The 25694-nt window shown below is 71.0% G+C and carries 23 protein-coding genes and 2 tRNA genes; 20 read left to right on the top strand and 5 right to left on the bottom strand.

Going from position 1 to position 25694, the window contains the following annotated elements; all coding sequences use genetic code 11:
- Window positions 1-319 precede the first annotated feature (319 nt).
- Window positions 320-733 (bottom strand): SsgA family sporulation/cell division regulator, encoded by a 414-nt coding sequence (locus ABH937_RS28735; RefSeq protein WP_030056266.1) that lies wholly within the window; start codon window positions 731-733, stop codon window positions 320-322.
- Between the two features lie 331 nt (window positions 734-1064).
- Here ABH937_RS28735 and ABH937_RS28730 point away from each other — a divergent pair.
- Both ABH937_RS28730 and ABH937_RS28725 read left to right on the top strand, forming a co-directional pair.
- Window positions 1065-1136 (top strand) — tRNA-Val (locus tag ABH937_RS28730).
- Between the two features lie 270 nt (window positions 1137-1406).
- Window positions 1407-1478: transfer RNA gene (locus ABH937_RS28725), tRNA-Val, on the top strand.
- A 78-nt stretch (window positions 1479-1556) separates the two neighbouring features.
- Here the strand turns inward: ABH937_RS28725 and ABH937_RS28720 are convergent.
- Window positions 1557-2333 carry an exonuclease domain-containing protein gene (locus tag ABH937_RS28720; RefSeq protein ID WP_370219979.1) on the bottom strand — a complete coding sequence of 259 codons (777 nt, stop codon included), beginning with the start codon at window positions 2331-2333 and terminating at the stop codon, window positions 1557-1559.
- Between the two features lie 282 nt (window positions 2334-2615).
- Here ABH937_RS28720 and thrS point away from each other — a divergent pair, with 282 nt between their 5' ends.
- Window positions 2616-4595 carry a threonine--tRNA ligase gene (thrS, locus tag ABH937_RS28715; protein ID WP_370219978.1) on the top strand — a complete coding sequence of 660 codons (1980 nt, stop codon included), beginning with the start codon at window positions 2616-2618 and terminating at the stop codon, window positions 4593-4595.
- Window positions 4596-4689: 94 nt separating this feature from the next.
- Window positions 4690-5250, top strand: coding sequence for an HIT domain-containing protein (locus ABH937_RS28710; protein ID WP_280694760.1), 561 nt, complete (start codon window positions 4690-4692; stop codon window positions 5248-5250).
- 68 nt (window positions 5251-5318) lie between these two features.
- Here ABH937_RS28710 and ABH937_RS28705 read toward each other — a convergent pair whose 3' ends face one another.
- Window positions 5319-6965 carry a hypothetical protein gene (locus ABH937_RS28705; protein WP_370219977.1) on the bottom strand — a complete coding sequence of 549 codons (1647 nt, stop codon included), beginning with the start codon at window positions 6963-6965 and terminating at the stop codon, window positions 5319-5321.
- Between the two features lie 154 nt (window positions 6966-7119).
- Between ABH937_RS28705 and ABH937_RS28700 the strand changes: the two genes are divergently transcribed.
- The 16 genes from ABH937_RS28700 (at window position 7120) to ABH937_RS28625 (ending at window position 23220) form a co-directional block, all read left to right on the top strand.
- A complete protein-coding gene (locus tag ABH937_RS28700; protein ID WP_370219976.1) occupies window positions 7120-7539 on the top strand; it encodes a thiol-disulfide oxidoreductase DCC family protein in 420 nt (139 codons plus the stop codon).
- A gap of 174 nt (window positions 7540-7713) precedes the next feature.
- Window positions 7714-8382, top strand: a complete 669-nt coding sequence (pgsA, locus tag ABH937_RS28695; RefSeq protein WP_370219975.1) for a phosphatidylinositol phosphate synthase — start codon at window positions 7714-7716, stop codon at window positions 8380-8382.
- 9 nt (window positions 8383-8391) lie between these two features.
- Window positions 8392-9357: a phosphatidylinositol mannoside acyltransferase gene (locus ABH937_RS28690; protein WP_370219974.1), complete on the top strand. Its 966-nt coding sequence runs from the start codon at window positions 8392-8394 to the stop codon at window positions 9355-9357.
- Window positions 9354-10526, top strand: coding sequence for a glycosyltransferase family 4 protein (locus ABH937_RS28685; protein ID WP_280694765.1), 1173 nt, complete (start codon window positions 9354-9356; stop codon window positions 10524-10526). The genes ABH937_RS28690 and ABH937_RS28685 overlap by 4 nt, the downstream gene beginning before the upstream one ends.
- 11 nt (window positions 10527-10537) lie before the next feature.
- Window positions 10538-11083 (top strand): hypothetical protein, encoded by a 546-nt coding sequence (locus ABH937_RS28680; RefSeq protein WP_370219973.1) that lies wholly within the window; start codon window positions 10538-10540, stop codon window positions 11081-11083.
- Between the two features lie 196 nt (window positions 11084-11279).
- Window positions 11280-12194 carry a pyridoxal 5'-phosphate synthase lyase subunit PdxS gene (gene pdxS / locus ABH937_RS28675; RefSeq protein ID WP_280694767.1) on the top strand — a complete coding sequence of 305 codons (915 nt, stop codon included), beginning with the start codon at window positions 11280-11282 and terminating at the stop codon, window positions 12192-12194.
- Between the two features lie 105 nt (window positions 12195-12299).
- A complete protein-coding gene (pdxT, locus tag ABH937_RS28670; RefSeq protein ID WP_280694768.1) occupies window positions 12300-12929 on the top strand; it encodes a pyridoxal 5'-phosphate synthase glutaminase subunit PdxT in 630 nt (209 codons plus the stop codon).
- Between the two features lie 79 nt (window positions 12930-13008).
- Window positions 13009-13773 carry a YebC/PmpR family DNA-binding transcriptional regulator gene (locus ABH937_RS28665; protein WP_280694769.1) on the top strand — a complete coding sequence of 255 codons (765 nt, stop codon included), beginning with the start codon at window positions 13009-13011 and terminating at the stop codon, window positions 13771-13773.
- 140 nt (window positions 13774-13913) lie between these two features.
- The gene (ruvC, locus tag ABH937_RS28660) at window positions 13914-14456 is read left to right on the top strand and encodes a crossover junction endodeoxyribonuclease RuvC (RefSeq protein ID WP_280694770.1); all 543 of its coding nucleotides are present in this window, start codon (window positions 13914-13916) and stop codon (window positions 14454-14456) included.
- Window positions 14453-15064 carry a Holliday junction branch migration protein RuvA gene (ruvA, locus tag ABH937_RS28655; protein WP_280694771.1) on the top strand — a complete coding sequence of 204 codons (612 nt, stop codon included), beginning with the start codon at window positions 14453-14455 and terminating at the stop codon, window positions 15062-15064. The genes ruvC and ruvA overlap by 4 nt, the downstream gene beginning before the upstream one ends.
- An 87-nt stretch (window positions 15065-15151) precedes the next feature.
- Window positions 15152-16360, top strand: coding sequence for a Holliday junction branch migration DNA helicase RuvB (ruvB, locus tag ABH937_RS28650; RefSeq protein WP_370219972.1), 1209 nt, complete (start codon window positions 15152-15154; stop codon window positions 16358-16360).
- 158 nt (window positions 16361-16518) lie between these two features.
- Window positions 16519-16932 carry a preprotein translocase subunit YajC gene (gene yajC, locus ABH937_RS28645; RefSeq protein ID WP_370219971.1) on the top strand — a complete coding sequence of 138 codons (414 nt, stop codon included), beginning with the start codon at window positions 16519-16521 and terminating at the stop codon, window positions 16930-16932.
- Between the two features lie 115 nt (window positions 16933-17047).
- Window positions 17048-18895: a protein translocase subunit SecD gene (gene secD, locus ABH937_RS28640; protein WP_370219970.1), complete on the top strand. Its 1848-nt coding sequence runs from the start codon at window positions 17048-17050 to the stop codon at window positions 18893-18895.
- Between the two features lie 4 nt (window positions 18896-18899).
- Window positions 18900-20030 (top strand): protein translocase subunit SecF, encoded by a 1131-nt coding sequence (gene secF, locus ABH937_RS28635; protein ID WP_370219969.1) that lies wholly within the window; start codon window positions 18900-18902, stop codon window positions 20028-20030.
- Window positions 20027-20596, top strand: coding sequence for an adenine phosphoribosyltransferase (locus ABH937_RS28630; protein WP_370146902.1), 570 nt, complete (start codon window positions 20027-20029; stop codon window positions 20594-20596). Before secF ends, ABH937_RS28630 begins: the two co-directional genes overlap by 4 nt.
- Before the next feature lie 152 nt (window positions 20597-20748).
- Window positions 20749-23220, top strand: a complete 2472-nt coding sequence (locus ABH937_RS28625) for a bifunctional (p)ppGpp synthetase/guanosine-3',5'-bis(diphosphate) 3'-pyrophosphohydrolase (protein WP_280694776.1) — start codon at window positions 20749-20751, stop codon at window positions 23218-23220.
- 84 nt (window positions 23221-23304) lie between these two features.
- Here the strand turns inward: ABH937_RS28625 and ABH937_RS28620 are convergent, their stop codons facing one another.
- Together ABH937_RS28620 and ABH937_RS28615 are read right to left on the bottom strand one after the other, a co-directional pair.
- A complete protein-coding gene (locus ABH937_RS28620) occupies window positions 23305-24534 on the bottom strand; it encodes a DUF349 domain-containing protein (protein WP_280694777.1) in 1230 nt (409 codons plus the stop codon).
- 242 nt (window positions 24535-24776) lie between these two features.
- The gene (locus ABH937_RS28615) at window positions 24777-25580 is read right to left on the bottom strand and encodes a peptidylprolyl isomerase (RefSeq protein ID WP_280694778.1); all 804 of its coding nucleotides are present in this window, start codon (window positions 25578-25580) and stop codon (window positions 24777-24779) included.
- Window positions 25581-25694 lie beyond the last annotated feature (114 nt).

Raw genomic sequence — 25694 nt, 5'->3', positions numbered from 1 at the left:
CCGGGGGCGCGCGGGGCCGGGCCGCCCCCCCCCCCGGCCCCGCCCCCCCCCCCCCCCCCGGGGCCCCGGGGGGGGGGGGCGGGGCGCCCCCCCCCCCCCCCCCCCCCCCCCCCCCCCCCACGACACCGGGCGCCTTCGGCGGGGTGTTCGCGCCGCTCACCGCGAACACCCTGGACGACCGGCCCCGAGACCGCGAAGCGCGGTGGTATCGGTGGCCGTGCCCCCGAGTAGGACAGCCACCTGAGAGGTCGACCTGACCGTCGACCCGTGGATCGACCCCGTGGGGTCGACCGGCATCCGGGGCAGTGCCCCCGGCGCTTCAGCTCTCGGCGAGAATGTGCGACAGCTCCCGATCCAGGTCGAAGTGACGGTGCTCGGTGCCGGGCGGGACAGCGGCGTCGGTCCGCTTGAGGAAGGACTCAAGCGCCCGGGCCGGGGCCTCCAGCAGGGCTTCCCCCTCCGGGGAAGACAGCGCGATGCAGACGACTCCCTGTCCGTGACTGCGTGACGGCCACACCCGGACGTCGCCGGTCCCGGTGGGTCGGTGCAGTCCCTCCGCGAGGAGGTCGCGGGCGAACACCCACTCCACGGTCTCGTCGGCACCGGTGTGGAAGGTGGCGTGCACGGCATAGGGGTCGGCAGTGTCGTAGCGCAGGCCCGCGGGGACGGGCAGTGACGACTCGCTGGACACGATGAGGCGCAGGTGCAGCTCGCAGCTGACCGTGGTGTTCATAAGCGCCAGGGCCTTTCGCTCAGTGTGCGCTCGGGGAATCGCACGTCGGCGAACGGACCATCCCACCCCCAGCGACGATGTAAACCCCTCTGTCCCGATTCGGGCGGCGTCGGTAACCCTTCCGGCGCATTGCGCATTGGCTCGGAACCGGAGCGGAACCGGGCGGGAAGTGGATATCGCCGCCGACCGGGCGGCGGCCGGCGAGGTGTCGGGAATGGCTACGGATCGTGACGGGTGGCGACAGGCGGGCTGGTGGAGGCCGGTGCGCGGTGGCGGGGGAGGGGGTGGCACGGAGCACCCCTCGGGATGCGGTAATGTTTTCCCTGCAGCCGGGCGATTAGCTCAGCGGGAGAGCACTTCGTTCACACCGAAGGGGTCACTGGTTCGATCCCAGTATCGCCCACCGGATTGCAAGTAAGGCGTAGGACCTCGGTTATTTATTGACCGGAGTCCTACGCCTTTTTGTTGTTCTCCGAGTCGCCGGCAAGTCGCCCGGCAAGTCGCGGACAAGTCGCTGTCGGCAGGGTGCCGGAAGTTCGTCGGAACTGAGGGCTCGTCACCGTGCCTTTCCCGTGCGGCTGCTGTCGCGGTGTCGGGCGTCGGGCGGGGTGCGGCGGTCGGAACCGCGTTGCGGGACACCCCCGGGACGGTGCTATCGTTCTTCTCGTTGCCCGGGCGATTAGCTCAGCGGGAGAGCACTTCGTTCACACCGAAGGGGTCACTGGTTCGATCCCAGTATCGCCCACCGGACAACATCGGGCCCCAACTGCCAAGGCAGTTGGGGCCCGATGCGTTTGCTTCCGGCGGCGTTGTCGCGGTGGTCTCAGGCCGCGCTCTCGCAGCGGTGCGCCGTGGCGAGCGGCACTCCGCAGCCGGCGCACCGGGCCGGGCGCAGCGGCCAGGAGCGGTCGACGTGCTCCGGAGTCCCGGACCGGTCGAACCAGTTCTGCAGTCCGCGCGCCTGGGCCGCGTGCCAGACGGCCTGCCGCCGGTGCAACTCGCCGACCGTGAGATCGCCCAGCGCGGTGCGGTGTCGCCGACCGAGCGCGCGGACCAACTGCAGTGCGGCCCACGCGTCCGCGCCCGCGTCGTGCGCGTCGGCCAGCTCGACGCCGTAGTGCGCGCAGAGGTCGGTCAGCGTGCGGCGGCCCTTGCGGTAGCGGTCCACATGCTTGTCCAGCACCCGCGGATCGACCACCAGCAGCTCGGCGTCGGCCAGCACCGAGGCCAGCGAGCTCTGCCGGTGCCGGCGCAACTCCCGGTCCAGCAGCGTCAGATCGTATGGAGCGTTCATCACCACCAGCGGCACCCCGGCGCGCGCCTGCTCGGCCAGCGCCCGGGCGATCTCCGCGGCCACCACCGCCGGCGAACGGCCGTGCGCCCGCACCTGCTCGTCGGTTATCCCGTGCACGGCCCGGGCCCCGTCCGGGATCGGGATCCCCGGATCGGCGAGCCAACTCAGCCGTTCCACCGGGGCGTCCGGGGCGGACTGCAGGACCAGGGCGGCCGACACCACGCGGTCCTGCTCCACGTCCACCCCGGTGGTCTCGGTGTCGAAGGAGGCCAGTCGGCCTTCGTACCAGTGCGGGCTCTCCATCATGACCACCCCTCAGCTCCACCGACCGCTCCCGCGGACCGGCCTGGTGCACCGTCGAGGACTGACGGTGCACCGGCTCACGGTGCGGTGCTGAGCAGGTGATACCCCGGGGCCGTACCGCTTCAATCCCGCTCGAACCGGCTCGAACCGGCGCGGGCCCCGCCGGGGCATGGACAGGTGCACGGCTAGGTGCACGGCGAGCGCGGCGGGCTCGGTACCATCGGGGAACGCAGCACCTGCTGCGCCTCGTCAAGCCCCATCAAGCCAGCACGTCAGGAGAGACCGGTGACGGACGTCCGGGTAATCATCAACCGCGAACCCGATCGGGAAGAGCGCGTGGTGACCACGGGCACTACCGCCGCCGAGCTGTTCGCCGACGACCGCGCGGTGATCGCGGCGCGCGTCGCGGGTGCGTTGAAGGACCTGGCCTACCAGGTGCAGGACGGCGACGAGGTCGAGCCCGTCGAGCTCACCAGCCAGGACGGCCTCAACATCCTGCGCCACTCCACCGCGCACGTGATGGCCCAGGCCGTGCAGGAGCTCTTCCCCGAGGCCAAGCTGGGCATCGGCCCGCCGATCAAGGACGGCTTCTACTACGACTTCGACGTCGAGAAGCCGTTCCACCCCGATGACCTCAAGGCCATCGAGAAGAAGATGCAGGAGATCATCAAGCGGGGGCAGAAGTTCTCCCGCCGGGTGGTCACCGACGACGCTGCGCGCGAGGAACTGGCGAACGAGCCCTACAAGCTGGAGCTGATCGGGCTCAAGGGGTCGGCCGCCACCGCGGGCGAGGGCGCGGATGTCGAGGTGGGCAGCGGCGAGCTGACCATCTACGACAACCTCGACCCGAAGAGCGGCGAGCTCTGCTGGGGCGACCTGTGCCGTGGTCCGCACCTGCCGAGCACCCGGATGATCCCGGCGTTCAAGATCATGCGCTCGGCCGCCGCGTACTGGCGGGGCAGCGAGAAGAACAAGCAGCTCCAGCGCCTCTACGGGACCGCCTGGCCGACCAAGGACGAGCTGAAGGCGCACCTGGACTTCCTCACCGAGGCGGCCAAGCGCGACCACCGCAAGCTCGGCAGCGAGCTGGACCTCTTCTCCATCCCGGAGGAGATCGGCTCCGGCCTCGCGGTCTTCCACCCCAAGGGCGGCGTGATGCGCCGGGCCATGGAGGACTACTCGCGCAAGCGGCACGAGGAGGCGGGCTACGAGTTCGTCTACACCCCGCACGCCACCAAGGGCACCCTGTTCGAGCTCTCCGGCCACCTGGACTGGTACGCCGACGGCATGTACCCGCCCATGCAGCTCGACGGCGAGAACGACTACTACCTCAAGCCGATGAACTGCCCGATGCACAACCTGATCTACCGCTCGCGCGGTCGGTCCTACCGTGAACTGCCGCTGCGGCTCTTCGAGTTCGGCACGGTGTACCGGTACGAGAAGTCCGGTGTGGTGCACGGTCTGACCCGGGCCCGCGGCTTCACCCAGGACGACGCGCACATCTACTGCACCAAGGAGCAGATGGCCGGTGAGCTGGACTCGCTGCTCACCTTCGTGCTGGACCTGCTGCGCGACTACGGCCTGACCGACTTCTACCTGGAGCTCTCCACCCGGGACCCGGAGAAGTCGATCGGCTCGGACGAGGACTGGGCGGAGGCCACCGAGACCCTGCGGGCGGCGGCCGAGAAGCAGAACCTCGAACTGGTCCTGGACCCCGAGGGTGCGGCCTTCTACGGCCCGAAGATCTCGGTGCAGGCGCGGGACGCGATCGGGCGGACCTGGCAGATGTCGACCATCCAGGTCGACTTCCAGCTGCCGAACCGCTTCGAGCTGGAGTTCCAGGGCGCGGACGGCAACCGGCAGCGGCCCGTGATGATCCACCGTGCGCTGTTCGGCTCGATCGAGCGCTTCTTCGCGGTGCTGCTGGAGCACTACGCGGGCGCGATGCCGCCGTGGCTGGCGCCGGTGACGGTGGTCGGCATCCCGATCACCGAGGAGCACGTGCCGTACCTGCAGGAGGTGGCGGCCGAGCTGAAGAAGCACGGGATCCGGGTCGAGGTGGACGCCTCGGACGAGCGGATGCAGAAGAAGATCAGGACGGCGCAGAAGAACAAGATCCCCTTCATGCTGATCGCGGGCAACGACGACGTCGAGGCCGGCGCGGTGAGCTTCCGCTACCGCAGCGGTGAGCAGAAGAACGGCGTGCCGGTCGCCGAGGCCGTGGCGGAGATCGTCGACGCGGTGCAGCGCCGGATCCAGGTCTGACCGTGACCTGACCGACCGCTGAGCCGAAGTGCGGGGCGGACTCCTTTCACCAGGAGTCCGCCCCGCACTGGTTCGGTGGCCCAGTGGGGCGAATATGCTGATCGGCATGACGAGTGAGCCGGAACTGCAGCAGGGCGTCGGGGAGCCGGACGGCTTCCAGCGCCTGTGGACGCCCCATCGGATGGCCTATATCCAGGGTGAGAACAAGCCCACCGGACCGGCTCCCGACGACGGGTGTCCGTTCTGCTCGATCCCCTCGCTCAGCGACGAGGACGGGCTGATCGTCACCCGTGGCACGCACGTCTTCGCGGTGCTCAACCTCTACCCGTACAACGGCGGGCACCTGATGCTGGTCCCGTACCGGCACGTGGCCGACTACACCGAGTTGACCGACGAGGAGACCGTCGAGCTGGCGCTGCTCACCAAGCAGGCGATGACGGCGCTGCGGGCGGCCTCCGGGGCGCACGGGTTCAACATCGGGATGAACCAGGGTGGTGCGGCGGGCGCGGGGATCGCGGCGCATCTGCACCAGCACGTGGTGCCGCGCTGGGGCGGGGACACCAACTTCATGCCGGTGGTGGGTCACACCAAGGTGCTGCCCCAACTGCTGGCGGACACCCGCAAGATGCTGGCCGACGCCTGGCCGCAGGTGTGAGCGGAGCGCGGTGAGCGGCCCCGGCACTCGTCACGAGTGCCGGGGCCGCTCACTGTTTCGCGGCTCGGTCAGCCGGCGTCGTAGGCGTCCGCCTTGAACGGCCGCACGCCCTGCAGCTCCGACTTGAGGATCAGGCCGCGGTTGGCGAACCGGTCGGTGCTGATGTCGTGGTCGGACAGGAACTCCACCGTCGCGGCGAGCACCGCGCTGACCACGGGGGCGGTGATCCGCATCGAGTCGTCGGCCATGAAGCGGCTGTTCCAGGGCGCGGTCGCCCAGGCGGTGCGCAGGCCGAAGGGTTCCGGGAGCTTCATCGTGCCGCCGAGCCAGGCGAGCAGGCCGGGCGCCCGCCAGAACGGTGCCCGCAGGGCCTGGCGGACCACCTCGTCGTTGTCGATCAGCGGCAGGGTGACGGTCCGCTCCTCCCAGAACTTGCCGGTCTTGGCCTCGGTGCGCTCCTTGGCCTTGGGCTTGTCGTGGAAGAGGCCGGGGACCGGGCCGAGGGTGTGGCCGTTGACCGAGACCCGCAGGGTGTTGCTGAGCACGGTGACGGTGACCAGCACGCTGACGATCAGCCGGCCCTTGTTGAGGACGAACTGGGTGCCCAGGTAGTGGCGGGGGCCGTCGAGGCCGAAGCCCTGGCGGTTGGCGACGCTGACCACGGCGTGGTCGCGCATCCGCGGGCCGTCCATGTCGGGCCCGCCGGGGCGGCCGATCTCGTCCGCGCCGGCGCCGACCTCCATGATCACCCACTGCTCGACCGAGGAGTGCGGCACTGCGCCGTTGCCGACGCCGCTGCGCCCGAGGCCGTTGAGCCGGTCGGTGATCTTCTTGACCAGGTCCCAGGTGTGGAAGGAGCGGAACTCCTCATGGCCCTCGGCGGGCTTGAGGTCCTCGACCATCTCCCAGGAGCCCCAGCGCTTGCCGAGGCCGAGTATCCCGTTGGCGCCGGCGTAGTGCAGGACGTTGGTGTCCTGCTCCAGCGAGAGCTGGGTGAGCTGGGTCTTGAGCTGGGCGGCGCGCTCGTCCTGGTCGTTGCGCGGGACGGCCTGCGGGACGACGGCGACGGCACCGCCGTCGATGACGTCGGTCCAGCGCTCCCGCATGTCCCGCACGAAGACCAGGCAGATCCGCTTGGCGATGAACCAGCCGAGCACGGGCATCAGCATGACCACCCGGCAGTAGACGCCGAGCGGGCCGCCGACCGGGGGGCGCAGCGCGAGCAGCGCGGCCAGGCCGAGCAGCAGGACCAGCACCAGCGGTCCGTACAGGCCCTCCCGCCGCGAGCTCGCCGAGCTCAGCCACAAGCGCAGCCGGAAGGCGGCGAGCCAGAGCAGCGTGCCGGGCAGGAAGAGGACGCCGGTGAGCACGGTGACCAGCATCAGCCGGCGGTCGCGGGTGTCCCGCAGCGCCTCGGCGGCCAGGCAGTGCTCGACCACCATCCGGGGCTCGGTGCCGAACGAGGGCACGATGGGTTTGCGTCCGGCGCCCAGGGTCCGGGCGATCACGGCCTTGCTGAAGGCCTCGCCGACGTTGGGGGCCATCAGCTTGAAGCGGCCCTTCTTGCCGGTGACGCCCTCCTGCACGGCGGCGACGAAGTCGTCCAGATTGCCGTCCCGGTAGGCGAGCGACGAGAGTGCCTGGGTGACCGCGGTCTGCGGCCCGGCGTCGGTCCGGGGTATCTGCGCCCCGGGGGTCATGTCGAGCTTGCTCATGGCTGCGGCCTCCCCTCCTCCCCTGTCAGCGGCAGGGTATCGCGCCACCGGCCGGTCAGGTTGATGATCGCCTGAATCACCGTCATCAGGACGGTGTGGGGCGAGTCTTCCCCCGATACCGCCGGTTCGATCCGGATGGTGCAGGATCGATGCCATGGTGACTGAGGAAGCCCTCGTCCAGGCCCCTGATCCGGTGCTGGTCTTCGACGGTGACTGCGCGTTCTGCTCCTCGTGCGTGCGGATCGCCGAGCGGTATCTGCGGCAGACGCTGGCCTCGGGGGGTTGGACGGCCGAGCCGCTGCAGTTCGCCGATCTCGCGGCGTTGGGTGTCACCCGGGAGCGGGCGGAGCGTGAGGTGCTCTGGGTCACGCCGACGGGGGAGGTGTACGGCGGTGCGCAGGCGGTGGCGAAGCTGCTGCTGCGGTCGGGGAACGTCTGGGCGTACCTCGGTGCGGTGCTGCGGTTGGCGCCGGTGCGGCCGGTGGCGGCGGCGGTGTACCGGCTGGTGGCCCGCTACCGGCACCGGATGCCGGGCGGCACGGCGGCCTGCGCACTGCCGGGCCGACCGTCGTAGCGCGGGTAGCACGGCCCGCCCACGCCGATCGGGTGTGGGGCGGCCGAGCGGGCCTGGCGGCCTGGATACCATGGGTCACGCCGGGTGGGCTGATCCGTCCGGCCGCCCGGTGCTGCCGCAGCTGATGGCCGCCGGTGTACTCCCTGCAGTGAGATCGGAGCGGTCGGGAAGGCCATGCTCAACAAATACGCGCGTGCCTTCTTCACACGTGTCCTGACGCCGTTCGCCGCGCTGCTGCTGCGCTGGGGGGTCAGCCCGGACGCGGTGACCCTGGTCGGCACGGCCGGCTCGGTGGCCGGTGCGCTGGTCTTCTTCCCGCGCGGGCAGTTCTTCTGGGGAACGATCACGATCACCCTGTTCATCTTCTCGGACCTGGTGGACGGGAACATGGCCCGGCAGGCGGGCACCTCCAACAAGTGGGGGGCGTTCCTGGACTCCACGCTGGACCGGGTGGCGGACGCGGCGATCTTCGGCGGTCTGGCGCTCTGGTACGCGGGCAAGGGTGACAACGACCTGCTCTGCGCGGTGTCGGTGCTCTGCCTGGCGAGCGGCCAGGTGGTGTCGTACACCAAGGCCCGGGCGGAGAGCCTGGGGCTGCCCTGTGACGTGTCGGGGCTGGTGGAGCGGGCCGAGCGGCTGGTGATCACGCTGGTGGCGGCCGGGCTGTCGGGTCTGCACACCTTCGGGGTGCCGTACATCGAGTGGCTGCTGCCGGTGGCGCTCTGGCTGGTCGGTGCGGGCAGCGTGGTCACGGTGCTGCAGCGGATGCTGACGGTGCGCCGGGAGGCCTTCGAGGCGGCGGCGCTCGCCGCACAGGGAACCACAACCGCACGGGAGAGTTGAGGCAGCCGGATGCGCGAGAAGCTGGTCGAGTCCGGGTACGCCGCGGGCTGGGCGGTTCTGAAGCTGCTGCCGGAGCCGGTGGTGGGGGTGCTCGGTGACCGGATCGCGGATGCGGTCTGGCGGCGGCAGGGGCGCGGGGTGCACCAGCTGGAGAAGAACCTGGCCCGGGTGCGGCCGCAGGCCTCGCCGGCCGAGCTGCGCGAGCTGTCGCGCGCCGGGATGCGCTCCTACCTGCGCTACTGGATGGAGTCGTTCCGGCTGCCGGTGTGGAACGACCGCAAGATCGCCGACCGGATGCAGGTGGACGGCATCGAGCACCTGGTGGCGGCGATGGAGTCCGGGCGGGGCGCGATCATAACGCTGCCGCACATGGGGAACTGGGACCTGGCCGGTGCCTGGGTGGTGCGGCACCTGGGCTTCAACTTCACCACGGTCGCCGAGCGGCTGAAGCCGGAGTCGCTCTTCGACCGCTTCGTGGCCTACCGCGAGGGCCTGGGGATGGAGGTGCTGGCTCTGACCGGCAGCGACATCTCGGTGATCGGCACACTGGCCCGGCGGCTTCGCGAGGGCAAGCTGATCTGCCTGGTCGGGGACCGGGACCTGTCGGCGGCCGGGCTGCCGGTGGACTTCTTCGGCGAGACCACCCGGATGCCGGCCGGCCCGGCGGCGCTGGCCCAGCGGACCGGGGCGGCGCTGCTGCCCGTGACGCTCTGGTACGACGGACCGGTGCAGCGGGCTCGGATCCACCCGCCGGTCGAGGCGCCGGCCGAGCTGGGCCGGCAGGCGGCCAAGTCGGCGATGACGCAGGCGATGGCGGACATCTGGGCGGCGGGGATCGCGCGGCATCCGCAGGACTGGCACATGCTGCAGCGCTTCTGGCTGGCCGACCTGCCGTCAACTCCTCAGCCACAGGCTGCTGCTGACGAGACGTCAGCCGAACCGTCGCCCCGTGCCCAGCAGGGGGAGCCGCGATGAAGATCGGCATCGTCTGCCCGTACGACTGGGACGTCCCCGGGGGCGTGCAGTTCCACATCCGGGACCTGGCCGAGCACCTGATCGGTCTTGGGCACAAGGTCTCGGTGCTGGCGCCGGCCGACGACGAGTCGGCACTGCCCGGGTACGTGGTCTCGGCGGGCCGGGCGGTGGCCGTCCCCTACAACGGGTCGGTGGCCCGGCTGAGTTTCGGGATCATCTCGGCGACCCGGGTGCGGCGCTGGCTGCGGGACGGCGAGTTCGACATCCTGCACGTGCACGAGCCGGCCTCGCCGAGCCTGTCGATGCTGGCGGCCTGGGCGGCGACCGGGCCGATGGTGGCCACCTTCCACACCTCCAACCCGCGTTCGCGGGCGATGATCGCGGCCTCGCCGATCCTGCAGCCGGCGCTGGAGAAGATCAGCGCCCGGATCGCGGTGAGCGAGTACGCGCGGCGCACCCTGGTGGAGCACCTGGGCGGGGACGCCGTGGTGATCCCGAACGGGGTGGACGTCTCGTTCTTCGCCCGGGCCGAGCCCGACCCGCGCTGGACCGGCGGCACGATCGGCTTCATCGGCCGGATCAACGAGCCGCGCAAGGGCCTGCCGTCGCTGCTGGCCGCGCTGCCGGCGATCATCGCGGCGCGCCCCGAGGTGCGGCTGCTGGTGGCCGGCAAGGGTGACGAGGAGGAGGCCGTCGCGGGGCTGGCGCCCGAGGTGCGGGCCCACGTGGAGTTCCTCGGCATGGTCAGCGACGAGGAGAAGGCGCGGCTGCTGCGCAGCGTCGACCTGTACGTGGCGCCCAACACCGGGGGCGAGAGCTTCGGGATCATCCTGGTGGAGGCGATGTCGGCGGCGGCTCCGGTACTGGCCAGCGACCTGGACGCGTTCGCCCAGGTGCTGGACGGCGGGCAGGCGGGGGAGCTGTTCGCGGTGGCGGACCCGGCGGCGCTGGCCGAGGCGGCGGTGCGGCTGCTGGGCGACCCGGTGCGGTTGGCCGAGCTGCGCACGGCGGCGGCCGCGCATGTCCGGCGGTTCGACTGGGAGACGGTCGGCGCGGACATCCTGGCGGTCTACGAGACGGTCGCCGACGGGACGGGCGGCGCGCCCAAGGTGCGCGAGGACGACCGGACCAGCTGGCGCGAGCGGCTCGGGCTGTCGCAGGGCCGGTAGCGTAGCGCCTCGTGACTACCTGGATCTGGGCCGCGATCGCCGTGGTGCTCGTCGCGGTCTACCTGAGCTGGACCGCGGGCCGACTCGACCGGCTGCACGCGCGGATCGACGCCGCGCGGGCGGCGTTGGACGCGCAGTTGCTTCGACGCGCCTCGGTGGCGCAGGAGTTGGCCACCTCCTCGCTGCTCGACCCGGCCACCTCGCTCGTGCTGTACGAGGCTTCGCACGCCGCGCGGCAGGCCGACGAGGAGCACCGGGAGGTGGCGGAGAGCGACTTGAGCCAGGCGCTGCGGGCGGTCTTCGCCGAGCCCGAGCAGGTGGCGGAGTTGCGCGCGGCGCCCGGTGGCGAGGAGGCGCTGCGCGACCTGACCTCGGCGGTGCGCCGGGTGCCGATGGCCCGTCGGTTCCACAACGACGCGGTGCGGGCGGCGCGCGCGGTGCGGACGCATCGACTGGTGCGCTACTTCCGGCTGGCCGGGCGGGCGCCGTTCCCGCTGGCCTTCGAGATGGACGACGAGCCGCCGGCGGCGCTGCTCCCGCAGGGCTCGCCGGCCTAGCTGCTGCCCTGGATAGGCTCGGGAGGGGCTCGGGACGGGCTCGGGGCGGTACCGTACCTGGTCGCGCAGGGTGGGACCTACGGCCTGTTTGGCGTATGGATCGGGCACGTCTGGACCGGGTGGCGCATCGATCACTTACCCGAACGGCCTACCATGGGGCGATAGCACACCGATTCGTCTTCGAGTGAGGTCTCACGTGTCCACCAGCACTCCCGCTTCCGCCGACCAGCCGCAGATCGGTACCGCCCGGGTCAAGCGCGGCATGGCCGAGCAGCTCAAGGGCGGTGTGATCATGGACGTGGTCAACGCCGAGCAGGCCAAGATCGCCGAGGACGCGGGTGCCGTCGCGGTCATGGCGCTCGAGCGGGTCCCCGCCGACATCCGCAAGGACGGCGGCGTGGCTCGGATGTCCGACCCGGACATGATCGACGGCATCATCAACGCCGTCTCCATCCCGGTCATGGCGAAGTCCCGGATCGGCCACTTCGTCGAGGCCCAGGTGCTGCAGGCGCTCGGCGTCGACTACATCGACGAGTCCGAGGTGCTCACCCCGGCCGACGAGGTCAACCACTCGGACAAGTGGGCCTTCACCACCCCCTTCGTCTGCGGTGCCACCAACCTCGGTGAGGCGCTGCGCCGGATCGCCGAGGGTGCGGCGATGATCCGCTCCAAGGGCGAGGCCGGCACCGGCAACGTGGTCGAGGCCGTGCGCCACATGCGCCAGATCAACTCCGACATCCGCCGCCTGACCACCCTCGACGAGAACGAGCTGTACGTCGCGGCCAAGAACCTCCAGGCCCCGTACGAGCTGGTCAAGGAGGTCGCGCAGCTGGGCAAGCTCCCGGTCGTGCTGTTCTCCGCCGGTGGCGTGGCCACCCCGGCCGACGCCGCGCTGATGATGCAGCTGGGCGCCGAGGGCGTCTTCGTCGGCTCGGGCATCTTCAAGTCCGGCGACCCGGCCAAGCGCGCCGCCGCCGTGGTCAAGGCCACCACCTTCTTCGACGACCCGAAGGTGATCGCGGACGTCTCGCGCGGCCTGGGCGAGGCCATGGTCGGCATCAACTGCGACACCCTGCCGGAGAGCGAGCGCTACGCGAACCGCGGCTGGTAGCCACTCCCGTCCGTCCGGTCCGCCGCGCCGAAGCTGGTGCGGCGGACCGTCGCACATCCCCCCGCGAACCCTGCGAAGAACGAAGCGCGAAGAAGGTAGTCCACCGTGTCCAGCAGCACCCCCGTGATCGGCGTCCTGGCCCTGCAGGGCGATGTCCGCGAGCACCTGATCGCGCTCGCCGAGGCGGACGCCCTGGCCCGCCCGGTCCGTCGGCCCGAGGAGCTGGCCGCCGTCGACGCCCTGGTCATACCGGGCGGCGAGTCCACCACCATGTCCAACCTGGCGCTGGCCTTCGGCCTGATGGAGCCGCTGCGCGCCCGGGTGGCCGCCGGGATGCCGGTCTACGGCTCGTGCGCGGGCATGATCATGCTGGCCGAGAAGATCCTGGACGGCCGGGACGACCAGCAGAGCGTCGGCGGCATCGACATGACGGTGCGGCGCAACGCCTTCGGCCGGCAGAACGAGTCCTTCGAGTCCGCGATCGACTTCACGGGCTTCGAGGGCGAGCCGGTGCATGGTGTCTTCATCCGCGCGCCGTGGGTCGAGTCGGTGGGCGCCCAGGTCGAGGTGCTGGCCGAGCTGCCGGCCGCCGACGGTGCCGACAGCCGGATCGTGGCGGTGCGCCAGGGTAATCTGCTGGCCACCTCCTTCCACCCGGAGCTGACGGGTGATCACCGGGTGCACGCGCTCTTCGTGCGGATGGTCGAGCAGGCCCGGGAAACGGCGGGCGCCTGACCGGTGCCAGGTGCGCCGTCCCGACACCGGTAGGATCTCCCCTGTTTCATTTCCCTTTGGCGACGTAAAGGAGCTGGTGATGTCCGGCCACTCTAAGTGGGCTACCACCAAGCACAAGAAGGCCGTGATCGACGCCAAGCGCGGCAAGCTCTTCGCCAAGATGATCAAGAACATCGAGGTGGCGGCGAAGACCGGCGGTCCCGACCCGGCCGGCAACCCGACGCTCTACGACGCCATCCAGAAGGCCAAGAAGAGCTCGGTCCCGATCGACAACATCAACCGCGCGGTCAAGCGCGGTGGCGGCCTGGAGGCCGGCGGGGCCGACTACTCGACGATCATGTACGAGGGCTACGGCCCCAACGGTGTCGCGGTGCTGATCGAGTGCCTCACCGACAACCGCAACCGCGCCGCCTCCGACGTGCGGGTGGCGATGACCCGCAACGGCGGCTCGATGGCCGACCCGGGCTCGGTGTCGTACCTGTTCAACCGCAAGGGCGTGGTGATCGTCCCGAAGAGCGACGGCGTGGACGAGGACAAGGTCCTCGAGGTCGTGCTCGAGGCCGGCGTCGACGTCGAGGAGGTCAACGACCTCGGCGACACCCTCGAGGTGGTCTCCGAGGCGACCGACATGGTCGCGGTGCGCACCGCGCTGGTGGACGGCGGGCTCGACTACGACTCGGCCGACGCCAACTTCGTGCCCAGCATGCAGGTCGAGCTGGACGTGGACGGCGCCCGCAAGATCCTCAAGCTGATCGACGCGCTGGAGGACAGCGACGACGTGCAGAACGTCTTCGCCAACTTCGACATCTCCGACGAGGTGGGTGCGCAGCTCGACGCCGAGTGAGGTGACGTGCTCTCCGGCCCGGTGGTCCGCCTGGACCGCCGGGCCGGTGTCGTCTGAGGGGTTGTCGGGGGGTTGTCGCAGGTGCCCGCTAGGGTCTGTCTCTGGGGTCTGAGCAGGCGGGACTGACGGAGGGTGGGAGCGTGCGGGTACTGGGCGTGGACCCGGGGCTGACCAGGTGCGGCGTCGGCGTGGTCGACGGTGCGCCGGGCCGGCCGCTGCGGATGATCGGCGTCGGGGTGGTGCGCACCCCCGCCGAGGAGGAGGTCCCGCGCCGGCTGCTGGCCATCGAGGACGGCCTGGAGCAGTGGCTGGACGCCCACCGCCCCGACATCGTCGCCATCGAGCGGGTCTTCGCGCAGCACAACGTGCGCACCGTGATGGGGACGGCGCAGGCCAGCGCGGTCGCCATGCTCTGCGCCAGCCGGCGCGGCCTGCCGGTGGTGCTGCACACGCCCAGTGAGGTCAAGGCCGCCGTCACGGGCTCGGGCCGGGCCGACAAGGCGCAGGTCACGGCGATGGTGACCCGGCTGCTGCGGCTGGACGCACCCCCGAAGCCGGCCGATGCCGCGGACGCGTTGGCGCTGGCGATCTGCCACATCTGGCGCGGCACGGCCACCGACAAGATCGCGGCCGCGCTGGCCCGCACCACCACGACCACCCGACCCAAGGAGTACCGCCCGTGATCGCCTTCGTCCAGGGTCCCGTGGCGGCCCTCGCTCCCGGCACCGCCGTGGTCGAGGTCGGCGGGGTCGGTATGGCGGTGCAGTGCACGCCCAACACGCTGGCCGCGCTGCGCCTCGGCGAGCCGGCCAGGCTGGCCACCTCGCTGGTGGTGCGGGAGGACTCGCTCACCCTGTACGGCTTCGCGGACGACGACGAGCGGGCCACCTTCGAGGTGCTGCAGGCCGCCCCCGGGGTGGGCCCGCGGGTGGCGCAGGCGATGCTCGCCGTGCACAGCCCCGACGCGCTGCGCCTCGCGGTGGCCAACGGGGACGAGCGGGCGCTGATCCAGGTGCCCGGGATCGGCAAGGCCAAGGCGGCCAAGTTGCTGCTGGAGTACAAGAACAAGCTGGGCGCCCCGAGCGGTGCCGTGCCCGCCCAGAAGCCGCTCGCCGCCGGTCCTGCGCCGTGGAGCGAGCAGCTGCACGCCGCGCTGGTCGGCCTGGGCTACGCTCCGCGCGAGGCCGAGGAGGCGGTGGTCGCGGTGACACCGGAGGCCGAGGCGCAGCGGAGCACCGACGTCGGCGCGCTGCTGAAGGCGGCGCTGCGCACCCTGAGCCGCGCGCGGTAGTTCACGCCGCAGCCATGTGACACGTAGTCAATCAAGCACCGCGTCAATGAAGCACTGCATCAACTTGTCGACTTGGAGCCAGCCCTGATGAGCCCGTACGACTCCGACCCCGCCGACCGCCTGGTGGCGGCGGCCGCCGACGAGGCGGACCAGGCGGTCGAGGCGGCGCTGCGCCCCAAGCTGCTGGACGAGTTCATCGGCCAGGAGCGGGTGCGCGAACAGCTCTCGCTGGTGCTGCGCGCGGCCCGCAAGCGCGGTGCCGCCCCCGACCACGTGCTGCTGAGCGGACCGCCCGGGCTCGGCAAGACCACGCTGTCGATGATCATCGCGGCCGAGCTGAACGCCCCGCTCCGGATCACCTCGGGCCCGGCCATCCAGCACGCCGGCGACCTGGCGGCGATCCTCTCCTCGCTGACCGAGGGCGAGGTGCTCTTCCTCGACGAGATCCACCGGATGTCCCGGCCCGCCGAGGAGATGCTCTACATGGCGATGGAGGACTTCCGGGTCGACGTGATCGTCGGCAAGGGCCCGGGCGCCACCGCGATCCCGCTGGAGCTGCCGCCGTTCACCCTGGTCGGCGCCACCACCCGGGCCGGCCTGCTGCCGCCGCCGCTGCGCGACCGGTTCGGTTTCACCGGCCACATGGAGTTCTACGCCGCCGCCGAGCTGCAGCGGGTGGTGCACCGCTCGGCCGCGCTGCTCGACGTGGAGATCGACCCGGTCGGTGCCGCCGAGATCGCCGGCCGCTCCCGGGGCACCCCGCGGATCGCCAACCGGCTGCTGCGCCGGGTGCGGGACTACGCCCAGGTCGAGCACGACGGCCGGATCACCCAGGCGATCGCCGCCAAGGCGCTGGCGGTCTACGAGGTGGACGCGCGTGGTCTGGACCGGTTGGACCGGGCGGTGCTGGACGCGCTGCTGCGGCTCTTCGGCGGCGGGCCGGTGGGCCTGTCCACGCTGGCCGTCGCGGTGGGGGAGGAGGCCGAGACGGTGGAGGAGGTGGCCGAGCCCTTCCTGGTCCGCGAGGGGCTGCTGGCCCGCACCCCGCGCGGCCGGATCGCCACCGCCGCGGCCTGGCAGCACCTCGGACTGACCCCGCCGCCCCAGGTCGGCGGGCGCGGCGGGCTGCCCGGGCAGCAGCAGTTCTTCGCGGCCGGATCAGCAGCCGGATCGGCGGCCGAGTCAGCGCCCGGATCAGCGCTCGAGTCAGCGGCCGGATCGGCACCCGAATCAGCGACCGGATCGACGGCCGCGTTGACGCCCGCATTGACGCCGGAAGAACCCGTCCAGGACTGACCGTGTCAGAGACTCGCCACCTTTGGCGGCGGGATGCGATGCTTGGCGTTGTCCGATCAGAGCGGGTCTCCTAGACTTCGCCGGACCGCCCCGTCTCGCCTGGCGGGCCGACCATCGCCTGTGGCTGTCCATCGGGTAGCCCGTAAGGACCTTTTGCTGTGAATCTCCTCATTCTTCTCCTCCCGATCGCTGCGATCTTCCTCATGTTCCGATCGCAGAAGAAGCGGCAGCAGCAGGCGCAGACCATGCAGTCGGCGCTGGAGCCGGGCGCTGCGGTGCGCACCATCGGGGGCATGTACGCCCAGGTGATCGCGATCAACGAGAGCTCCGTGGAGCTGGAGATCGCCCCTGGTGTGGTGACCCACTTCTCGAAGAGTGCGATCGCCGCGGTCATCGAGCCGCAGGAGTACGACGAGATCATCAACGGCCGTCCCGAGGAGGACGAGTCCGTGGAGCTCACCGACGAGCACGTCGAGGACGAGCTCCTCGCCGACGAGCACGTCGAGGACGAGGCCGTGCGGGAGGACGTCAGCCTGGAGAAGGCCGACAGCGACACGCCCGCGGCCAAGTAGCACGACGACGGTCCGCACCACCACTTCACGGTTGTCCGCAGCTCAGCGCCGCCTCCTGCCCCCACGCGGGTCGGCGCGCTGAGCCGGCGGCATGGGACAGGGAGAAACGAGCAAGGTGGCAACACCCAAGTCGCGTCCGCGCGACGGTTATCCGGGGCGGGCTCTGGCCCTCATCCTGGTGGTCACCGTCGGACTGGTCGCCCTCATGTTCGGGACAGGCCACAAGACGCCTCGCCTCGGTATCGATCTCGCGGGTGGGACCAGCATCACGCTGACGGCCACCTCGAAGGACAAGGCCGCGGTCAACTCGTCGAACATGAACATCGCGGTCGGGATCATCCAGAAGCGCGTCAACGCCTTCGGTGTCTCCGAGGCCGAGGTTCAGACCCAGGGCAACGACAACATCATCGTTGACATCCCGAAGGGGACGAACAGCCAGCAGGCGGCGCAGCAGGTCGGTACCACGGCCCAGCTGTACTTCCGGCCGGTGCTGGCGACCGCGCCCAGTGGTGTGACCCTGCCGCCCGCCACCAGCAGCCCGAGCGCCGCCGCCAGCGGCAGCGCCAGTGGCAGCCCGAGCGCGAGTGCCAGTGCCAGTGCCGGCGGCTCGGCCAGTGCCGCCGCCGGTTCGCCGAGCGCCGGCGCCAGCTCGTCCAAGGCCGGCCGCGCGCTCTCCGAGGGCCTGCTGGCCGACGCGAGCGGTTCGCCGAGCGCCGGTTCCAGCGCCGCCCCCTCGGGCTCCGCGTCGGCCCCGGCCGGCGGCAGCGCCGCCCCAAGCTCCGCCGCCTCCGCGCTCCCGCCGGTTCCGACCGCCCCGGCGGACGCCTCCAGCCAGCTCACCCAGGGCACCGTCCCGGCTGACCTGACCGCCAAGTTCGCCGCGCTGGACTGCTCCAACTCCACCCAGCGGATCGACTACCAGACCACGCCGGCCGCCGACACGGTCGCCTGCTCCTACAACAAGGAGCAGAACGCCTGGTACAAGTTCGCGCTCGGCCCGGTCGCGGTCAACGGCGCGGACGTCTCCAAGGCCCAGGCCGGCTACGACGCGCAGAACGCGGCCGGCTGGGAGGTCCAGCTGGGCTTCAACGACCGCGGTTCCAAGGCCTTCGCCACCACCACCGGCCAGCTGGCCACGCTGCCCGCCCCGACCAACCAGTTCGCCATCGTGCTGGACGGCCAGGTGGTCTCCCACCCGTACGTGCAGCAGTCGATCACCGGCGGTACCGCGGTGATCTCCGGCAGCTTCACCCAGAGCGACGCCAGCAACCTGTCCAACGTGCTGAGCTTCGGCGCGCTGCCGCTGAGCTTCACCCAGAGCGACATCACCACCGTCACCCCGCAGCTGGGCGGTGACCAGCTGCACGCCGGTCTGCTGGCCGGCGCGATCGGCCTGGCGCTGGTCGTCTTCTACTCGCTGCTGTACTACCGGGGCCTGGGTCTGGTCTCGATCGCCGGCCTGGTGGTCTCCGCGATCCTGACCTACACGATCATGTGCCTGCTGGGCGCCGGGATCGGCTTCGCGCTGAACCTGCCGGCTGTCTGCGGTGCGATCGTGGCGATCGGTATCACCGCGGACTCCTTCATCGTGTACTTCGAACGCATCCGCGACGAGGTGCGCGAGGGCGCCCCGCTGCGCTCGGCCGTCCAGCGTGCCTGGCCGCGAGCCCGCCGCACCATCCTGGTCTCCGACTTCGTGTCGTTCCTCTGTGCCGTGGTGCTGTACGTCTGCTCGGTCGGCAAGGTCCAGGGCTTCGCGTTCACGCTGGGTCTGACCACGCTGCTCGACATCGTGGTGATCTTCCTCTTCACCAAGCCGATGATCACCCTGCTGGCCCGGCGGAAGTTCTTCGCCAACGGCCACCCGTGGTCCGGTCTCGACCCGAAGCGTCTGGGCGCCCGCCCGCCGATCCGGAGCACCCGGCGTCGTCCCGCCACCTCCGCCGCCGTGAAGGAGGCCTGACGCCATGTCACGCTTCAGCAACCTGGGACACCGTCTCTACCAGGGCGAGATCAGCTTCGACTTCGTCGGTCGGCGCAAGATCTGGTACAGCATCTCGGCGGCGATCGCCGCGGCGGCGCTGATCGGCCTGACCGTGATCGGTCTGCACCTGAGCATCGACTTCAAGGGCGGCTCGGTCTACACGGTCAAGAAGCCCGGGCTGACCATCAGCCAGGCGCAGACCTCGATCGACAAGATCGTCGGGGACTCGACCCCGCAGGTGCAGGCCACCGGTGACGGCCAGATCCGGGTCCAGGTCAGCTCCAACGACAAGATCCAGTCCACCGAGGTGGTCCAGAAGCTCTCCACCGACCTCGGCATCGACCAGAGCGCGATCAACGCGCAGGTGGTCGGCCCGAGTTGGGGGCAGCAGATCTCGCAGAAGGCCCTGACCGGTCTGATCGTCTTCATGATCCTGGTCACCGCCTACCTGGCGATCGCCTTCGAGTGGCGGATGGCGGTGGCGGCCCTGGTCGCCCTGATCCACGACCTGCTGATCACCATCGGGGTCTACGCCCTGGTCGGCTTCGAGGTCTCGCCGGGTACCGTGATCGGCTTCCTGACCATCCTCGGTTACTCGCTCTACGACACGGTCGTCGTCTTCGACACCGTGAAGGAGAACACCAAGGGGATCGAGAAGCAGAACAAGCTCACCTACAGCGAGGCGGCCAACGCGGGCCTCAACCAGACCCTGGTCCGCTCGGTCAACACCACCGTGGTGGCCCTGCTGCCGGTGGCGGCGCTGCTCTTCATCGGCGGCGGCCTGCTCGGCGCCGGCACCCTGAACGACATCTCGCTCGCGCTCTTCGTCGGCCTGTCGGCCGGTGCGTACTCCTCGATCTGCGTCGCCACCCCGCTGCTCGCGCAGCTCAAGGAGCAGAGCCCGGAGATGCGGGCGCTGGCCAAGCGGGTCGCCCAGCGCAAGGCCGCGGACGCCAAGGCGGCGGCGGCCAAGGCGGCGGCCGGTGTGACCGACGAGGTGGACGACGAGATGTCGGGCACGGTCGAGGACAGCATCGCGGCCGGTATGGTCGGTCAGCGTAATCAGCCGGTCGGCCGGGCCCGTGGCAAGGGCCGCCCGTCCGGCAAGCGATGATCGAAGGACGCCCTGTGACCCCCGCCGACACCGCCCTGACCGAGCTGCTCACCAGCCGGATCAAGGACGTTCCCGACTACCCGAAGCCCGGGGTGCTGTTCAAGGACATCGCCCCGCTGCTGGCCGACGCCGAGGCGTTCGGCGCGCTCACCAAGGCGCTGGCCGAGCGGGCGAAGGAGCTGGGCGCGACCAAGGTGGTGGGGCTGGAGGCCCGCGGCTTCGTGCTGGCGGCCCCGGCGGCCTTCGCCGCCGGGCTCGGCTTCGTGCCGATCCGCAAGAAGGGCAAGCTGCCCGGCGAGGTCTTCCAGCAGTCCTACGACCTGGAGTACGGCTCCGCCACCCTGGAGGTGCAGTGCGACGCCTTCGCCCCTGGTGAGCGGGTGCTGGTGGTCGACGACGTGCTGGCCACCGGCGGCACCATCGCCGCCTCGCTGGACCTGGTCAGGCGCACCGGGGCCGAGCTGGTCGGCGTGGTCGTGCTGATGGAGCTGAGCAGCCTGCCCGGGCGGGCGCGGCTCGCCGAGCACCTCGGCGCGGCGCCGCTGGAGACCCTGGTCCTGGTCTGACCCAGCCGGCACCTGGGAGAGCAGGTCCGAAACGAGAGCGGTGACCGCGGTCGCGGTCACCGCTCTCGGCATGTCAGCCACCGGGCGGCGGAACACCGGCGCGTCACGCTCGGTACCATGAAGATTCATCCGGTGCGTACCGAGGAGTGTCTTTGCCAGACGAGGTAGTCCCTACGGCCGCCGCATCCAGCAGCCAGTCGGGCGGCGACGAGCCGGCCGGCCATCAAGCCGTGCCCGCGGGGGCCACCCCGGCGCGTCCCGTGCCGCCCGCCTCCGGGCTGGCCCGCGCGGTGGCGCCCGCGCTGCGCCAGGCCTCCTCCTCCGGCGGCATGCGCGCCCGCCTCGCCCGGTTCGGCGGCCAGCGGTCCACGGTGCTCAACCCCGTGCTGGAGCCGCTCTTCCGCACCATCAGGGCCGGCGACCCCAAGGCCGACCCGGCGCTGCTGCGCGACATCGAGCGCGCCTACGCGGTGGCCGAGCGCTGGCACCGCGGCCAGAAGCGCAAGAGCGGTGACCCGTACATCACCCACCCGCTGGCGGTCGCCACCATCCTCGCCGAGCTCGGCATGGACGCCCCGACCCTGATGGCCGGGCTGCTGCACGACACCGTGGAGGACACCGACTACGGCCTGGAGACGCTGCGCCAGGACTTCGGCGACTCGGTCGCGCTGCTGGTCGACGGCGTCACCAAGCTGGACAAGGTCAAGTTCGGCGAGGCCGCGCAAGCCGAAACGGTTCGCAAGATGGTCGTCGCGATGGCCAAGGACCCCCGGGTCCTGGTGATCAAGCTCGCCGACCGCCTGCACAACATGCGCACCATGCGGTACCTCAAGCGGGAGAAGCAGGAGAAGAAGGCCCGCGAGACGCTGGAGATCTACGCCCCGCTGGCGCACCGGCTGGGCATGAACACCATCAAGTGGGAGCTGGAGGACCTGGCCTTCGCCATCCTCTACCCCAAGATGTACGACGAGATCGTCCGGCTGGTCGCCGAGCGCGCGCCCAAGCGGGACGAGTACCTGGCCACCGTGATCGACCAGGTCCAGGGCGACCTGCGCGGGGCCCGGATCTCGGCCTCGGTGACCGGACGGCCGAAGCACTACTACTCGGTCTACCAGAAGATGATCGTCCGAGGCCGCGACTTCGCGGAGATCTACGACCTGGTGGGCATCCGGGTCCTGGTCGACACCGTCCGCGACTGCTACGCGGCGCTCGGCACCATCCACGCGCGGTGGAACCCGGTCCCCGGCCGGTTCAAGGACTACATCGCGATGCCCAAGTTCAACATGTACCAGTCGCTGCACACCACGGTGATCGGTCCCGGCGGCAAGCCGGTCGAGCTGCAGATCCGCACCTTCGACATGCACCGGCGCGCCGAGTACGGCATCGCCGCGCACTGGAAGTACAAGCAGCGCGCGGTGGCCGGCGCCTCCAAGGTGCGCACCGACACGCCGTCCCAGGCCCGCAAGGAGGACAAGGCCGGCGCGGTCAACGAGATGGCCTGGCTGCGCCAGCTGCTCGACTGGCAGAAGGAGACCGAGGACCCGAGCGAGTTCCTCGAGTCGCTGCGCTTCGACCTCTCCAACAACGAGGTCTTCGTCTTCACGCCCAAGGGCGACGTGATAGCGCTGCCCGCGGGCGCCACCCCGGTGGACTTCGCCTTCGCCGTGCACACCGAGGTCGGCTTCCGCTGCATCGGGGCCCGGGTCAACGGGCGCCTGGTGCCGCTGGAGTCGACCCTGGAGAACGGCGACACGGTCGAGGTCTTCACCTCCAAGGCCGAGGGCGCCGGACCGTCCCGGGACTGGCTCGGCTTCGTCAAGTCGCCCCGCGCGCGCAACAAGATCAAGGCCTGGTTCTCCAAGGAGCGCCGTGAGGAGGCGATCGAGCAGGGCAAGGAGGCCATCGCCCGCGCGATGCGCAAGCAGGGCCTGCCGATCCAGCGGATCCTCACCGGCGACTCGCTGGTGACGCTGGCGCACGAGATGCGCTACCCGGACATCTCCTCGCTCTACGCCGCGATCGGCGAGGGCCACGTCTCGGCGCAGTCCATCGTGCAGAAGCTGGTCCAGGCGCTCGGCGGCGAGGAGGGCGCCACCGAGGAGTTCGCCGAGACCGCCACGGTGCCGACCCACGACAACCGGGCCGCGCGCCGCCGCCGGGCCAAGGGCGACCCCGGGGTGATCGTCAAGGGCGTGGACGACGTCTGGGTCAAGCTCTCGCGCTGCTGCACCCCGGTGCCGGGCGACCCGATCGTCGGCTTCATCACCCGTGGCAACGGCGTCTCGGTGCACCGGGCGGACTGCGTCAACGTCGACTCGTTGACCCAGCAGCCCGAGCGGATGATCGAGGTCGAGTGGGCGCCGACCCAGTCCTCGGTCTTCCTGGTGGCCATCCAGGTCGAGGCGTTGGACCGCTCGCGGCTGCTCTCGGACGTCACCCGGGTGCTCTCCGACCAGCACGTCAACATCCTGTCGGCGGCCGTGCAGACCTCGCGCGACCGGGTGGCGATGAGCCGCTTCACCTTCGAGATGGGCGACCCGAAGCACCTGGGTCACGTGCTCAAGGCGGTGCGCGGGGTGGAGGGCGTCTACGACGTCTACCGGGTCACCTCGGCCCGCAAGTAACGCCCAGGGTCAGTCCGGCAATCCCGCGGGCACATGCGAGGGGGCCCACCGCCGAGCGGTGGGCCCCCTTGACGCCGTGCGGCGTCAGCCGCTGAACTCCTCCAGGCTCTTGAGCGCCTGGTCCAGCAGCGCCTGACGGCCCGCCAGTTCGGCCTCCAGCTTCCTGGTCTTGGACTCGTTGCCGGCCGCGCGGGCCTTCTCCAGGTCGGCCTTCAGCTTGTCGACCGCGCCCTGCAGCAGGCCGGTCATGCCGGCCGCGCGGGCCTTGGCCTCCGGGTTGGAGCGCTGCCACTCGGCCTCCTCGGCCTCGCGGACGGCCCGCTCCACGGTGTTCAGCCGACCGTCCAGCTTCGGCTTGGCGTCGCGCGGCACGTGGCCGATCGCCTCCCAGCGCTCGCTGACGTCGCGCAGCGCGGCCTTGGCGGTCTTGAGGTCGCCGATCGGCAGGATCGCCTCGGCCTCGAGCAGCAGCGCCTCCTTGAGCTTCTGGTTCTCGCTCTGCTCGGCGTCCCGCTCGGTGAAGACCGCCGAACGGGCCTGGAAGAACACGTCCTGGGCGCCGCGGAACCGCGCCCACAGCTCGTCCTCGGCGTCCCGCTGCGCCCGGCCCGCGGCCTTCCACTGCGCCATCAGGTCGCGGTAACGGGCCGCGGTGTCGCCCCACTCGGTGGAGCTGGAGAGCGCCTCGGCCTCGGCGACCAGCCGCTCCTTGACCGCCCGGGCGTGGTCGCGCTCGGCGTCCAGCTGGGCGAAGTGCGCCTTGCGGTGCTTGGAGAAGACCGACCGGGCGTGCGAGAACCGGTGCCACAGCTCGTCGTCGCTCTTGCGGTCCAGCCGGGGCAGGCCCTTCCAGGTGTCCACCAGCGCGCGCAGCCGGTCCCCGGCCTCCCGCCACTGGGTGGACTCGGCGAGCTGCTCGGCCTCGGCGACCAGCGCCTCCTTGGCGGTGCGGGTCTCGTCGGCCGCCTTGGCCCGGGCGGCCTTGCGCTCCACCTGGCGCGACTCGATGTCACCGGCCAGGGAGTCCAACCGCTGGGCGAGCGCGGCGAGGTCGCCGACCGCGTGCGCCTCGGTCACCTGGGCGCGCAGGTGGTCCAGCGCGGTCTGGGCCTCCTTGGCGGCCAGGTCCGTCTTGCGCACCCGGTGCTCCAGCAGGCCGATCTCGGCGGCCAGGCCCTGGTACTTGCGCTCGAAGTAGGCGAGAGCCTCCTCGGGGGAGCCCGCCTGCCAGGAGCCGACGACGCGTTCGCCCTCGGCGGTCCTGACGTAGACGGTCCCCTGCTCGTCGACACGGCCCCACGGGTCGCTGCTCACAGCGCCTCCTCCACATGACGGTTCGCCCACGCCTCGGTGGTACGGATCCGTCGTCCACAGTTGAATGTGCGGCGGACCGATGGTCCGCCGTCCCCGCCCGCCCGATCGGTTCGGCTGCCGAGGGTGACGGCGAGCGGGTCAGGGCACCCTATACAACAGCAACATAGGCGACCAGGCCCGGTGCTGTCCGCATCCGGGCCGGGCCAATTCGCGCGGCGGGGCCGGGGCACCCGCCGGATGCCTCAGCCCTTGGTAGCGGTCACCGAGTTGAGCACCACGTCGGCGTTCGGCGCACCGTCCCCGGTACCGCCCTGGACCCCGCCGGCGGCGATGTTGTTCAGCACGTCCAGGCCGCCGGTGATCTTGCCGAACGGGGTGTAGCTGGGCGGCAGCTGGGTGTCCTTGTAGACCAGGAAGAACTGGCTGCCGTTGGTGTTCGCGCCGGAGTTGGCCATCGCCACGGTGCCGGCGGGGTAGGTCGCGCCGGTCAGGTTCTCGTCGGTGAACGAGTAGCCGGGGGTGCCGCTGCCGGTGCCGGTCGGGTCGCCGCACTGCAGCACGTAGATGCTGGAGGTGGTCAGCCGGTGGCACTTGGTGTGGTCGAAGTAGTTCTGACCCGCCAGGAAGACGAAGGAGTTGACCGTGTGCGGGGCCTTCGACGGGTCCAGCTGGAGGGTCACCGCGCCGCAGCTGGTGTTCATCGTGACGTTGTACTTGGCGGTGGCGTCGACGGCCATGGCCGGCTCGGTCTTCCACTGCTTGCCGTTCGGCTGGCCGGGCGACGGCGCGGTGCAGCCCTTGACGGCCACCGGGTTGGGCGTCGCGGCCTGGTTCGGCGCGGCGTTCGCCGTGTCGGTCTTCTTGCTGTCGGACTTGAAGGCGCCACCGGCCCAGGCACCGCCGCCCGCCAGGACCACCACCGCCAGCGCGGCGCCGAGCACGGCGTTGCGGCGCTTGGCCTTGGACGCGGCCTCGGCGCGGGCCGTCTGCTGCCGCTCGTACTTCTCGCGGGCGAGCTGCCGCCGCCGCTGTTCGCTGCTGACCACCGGCCGGGTCTCCTCAATCGCACTGTCGTGGACATGTGTCCGGCGGATCATCGCATCCACCGGCCGCCAAGTGTAGGGACCTCGTCGGTAAGTACGCGGTGAACCGGCCCGCCA

This window comes from Kitasatospora sp. GAS1066B (assembly GCF_041262605.1).
In the GTDB taxonomy this organism is placed as follows: Bacteria; Actinomycetota; Actinomycetes; order Streptomycetales; family Streptomycetaceae; genus Kitasatospora.
Note: the sequence above shows the minus strand (reverse complement) of the source record. Positions and strands in the feature narration are given on the sequence as shown.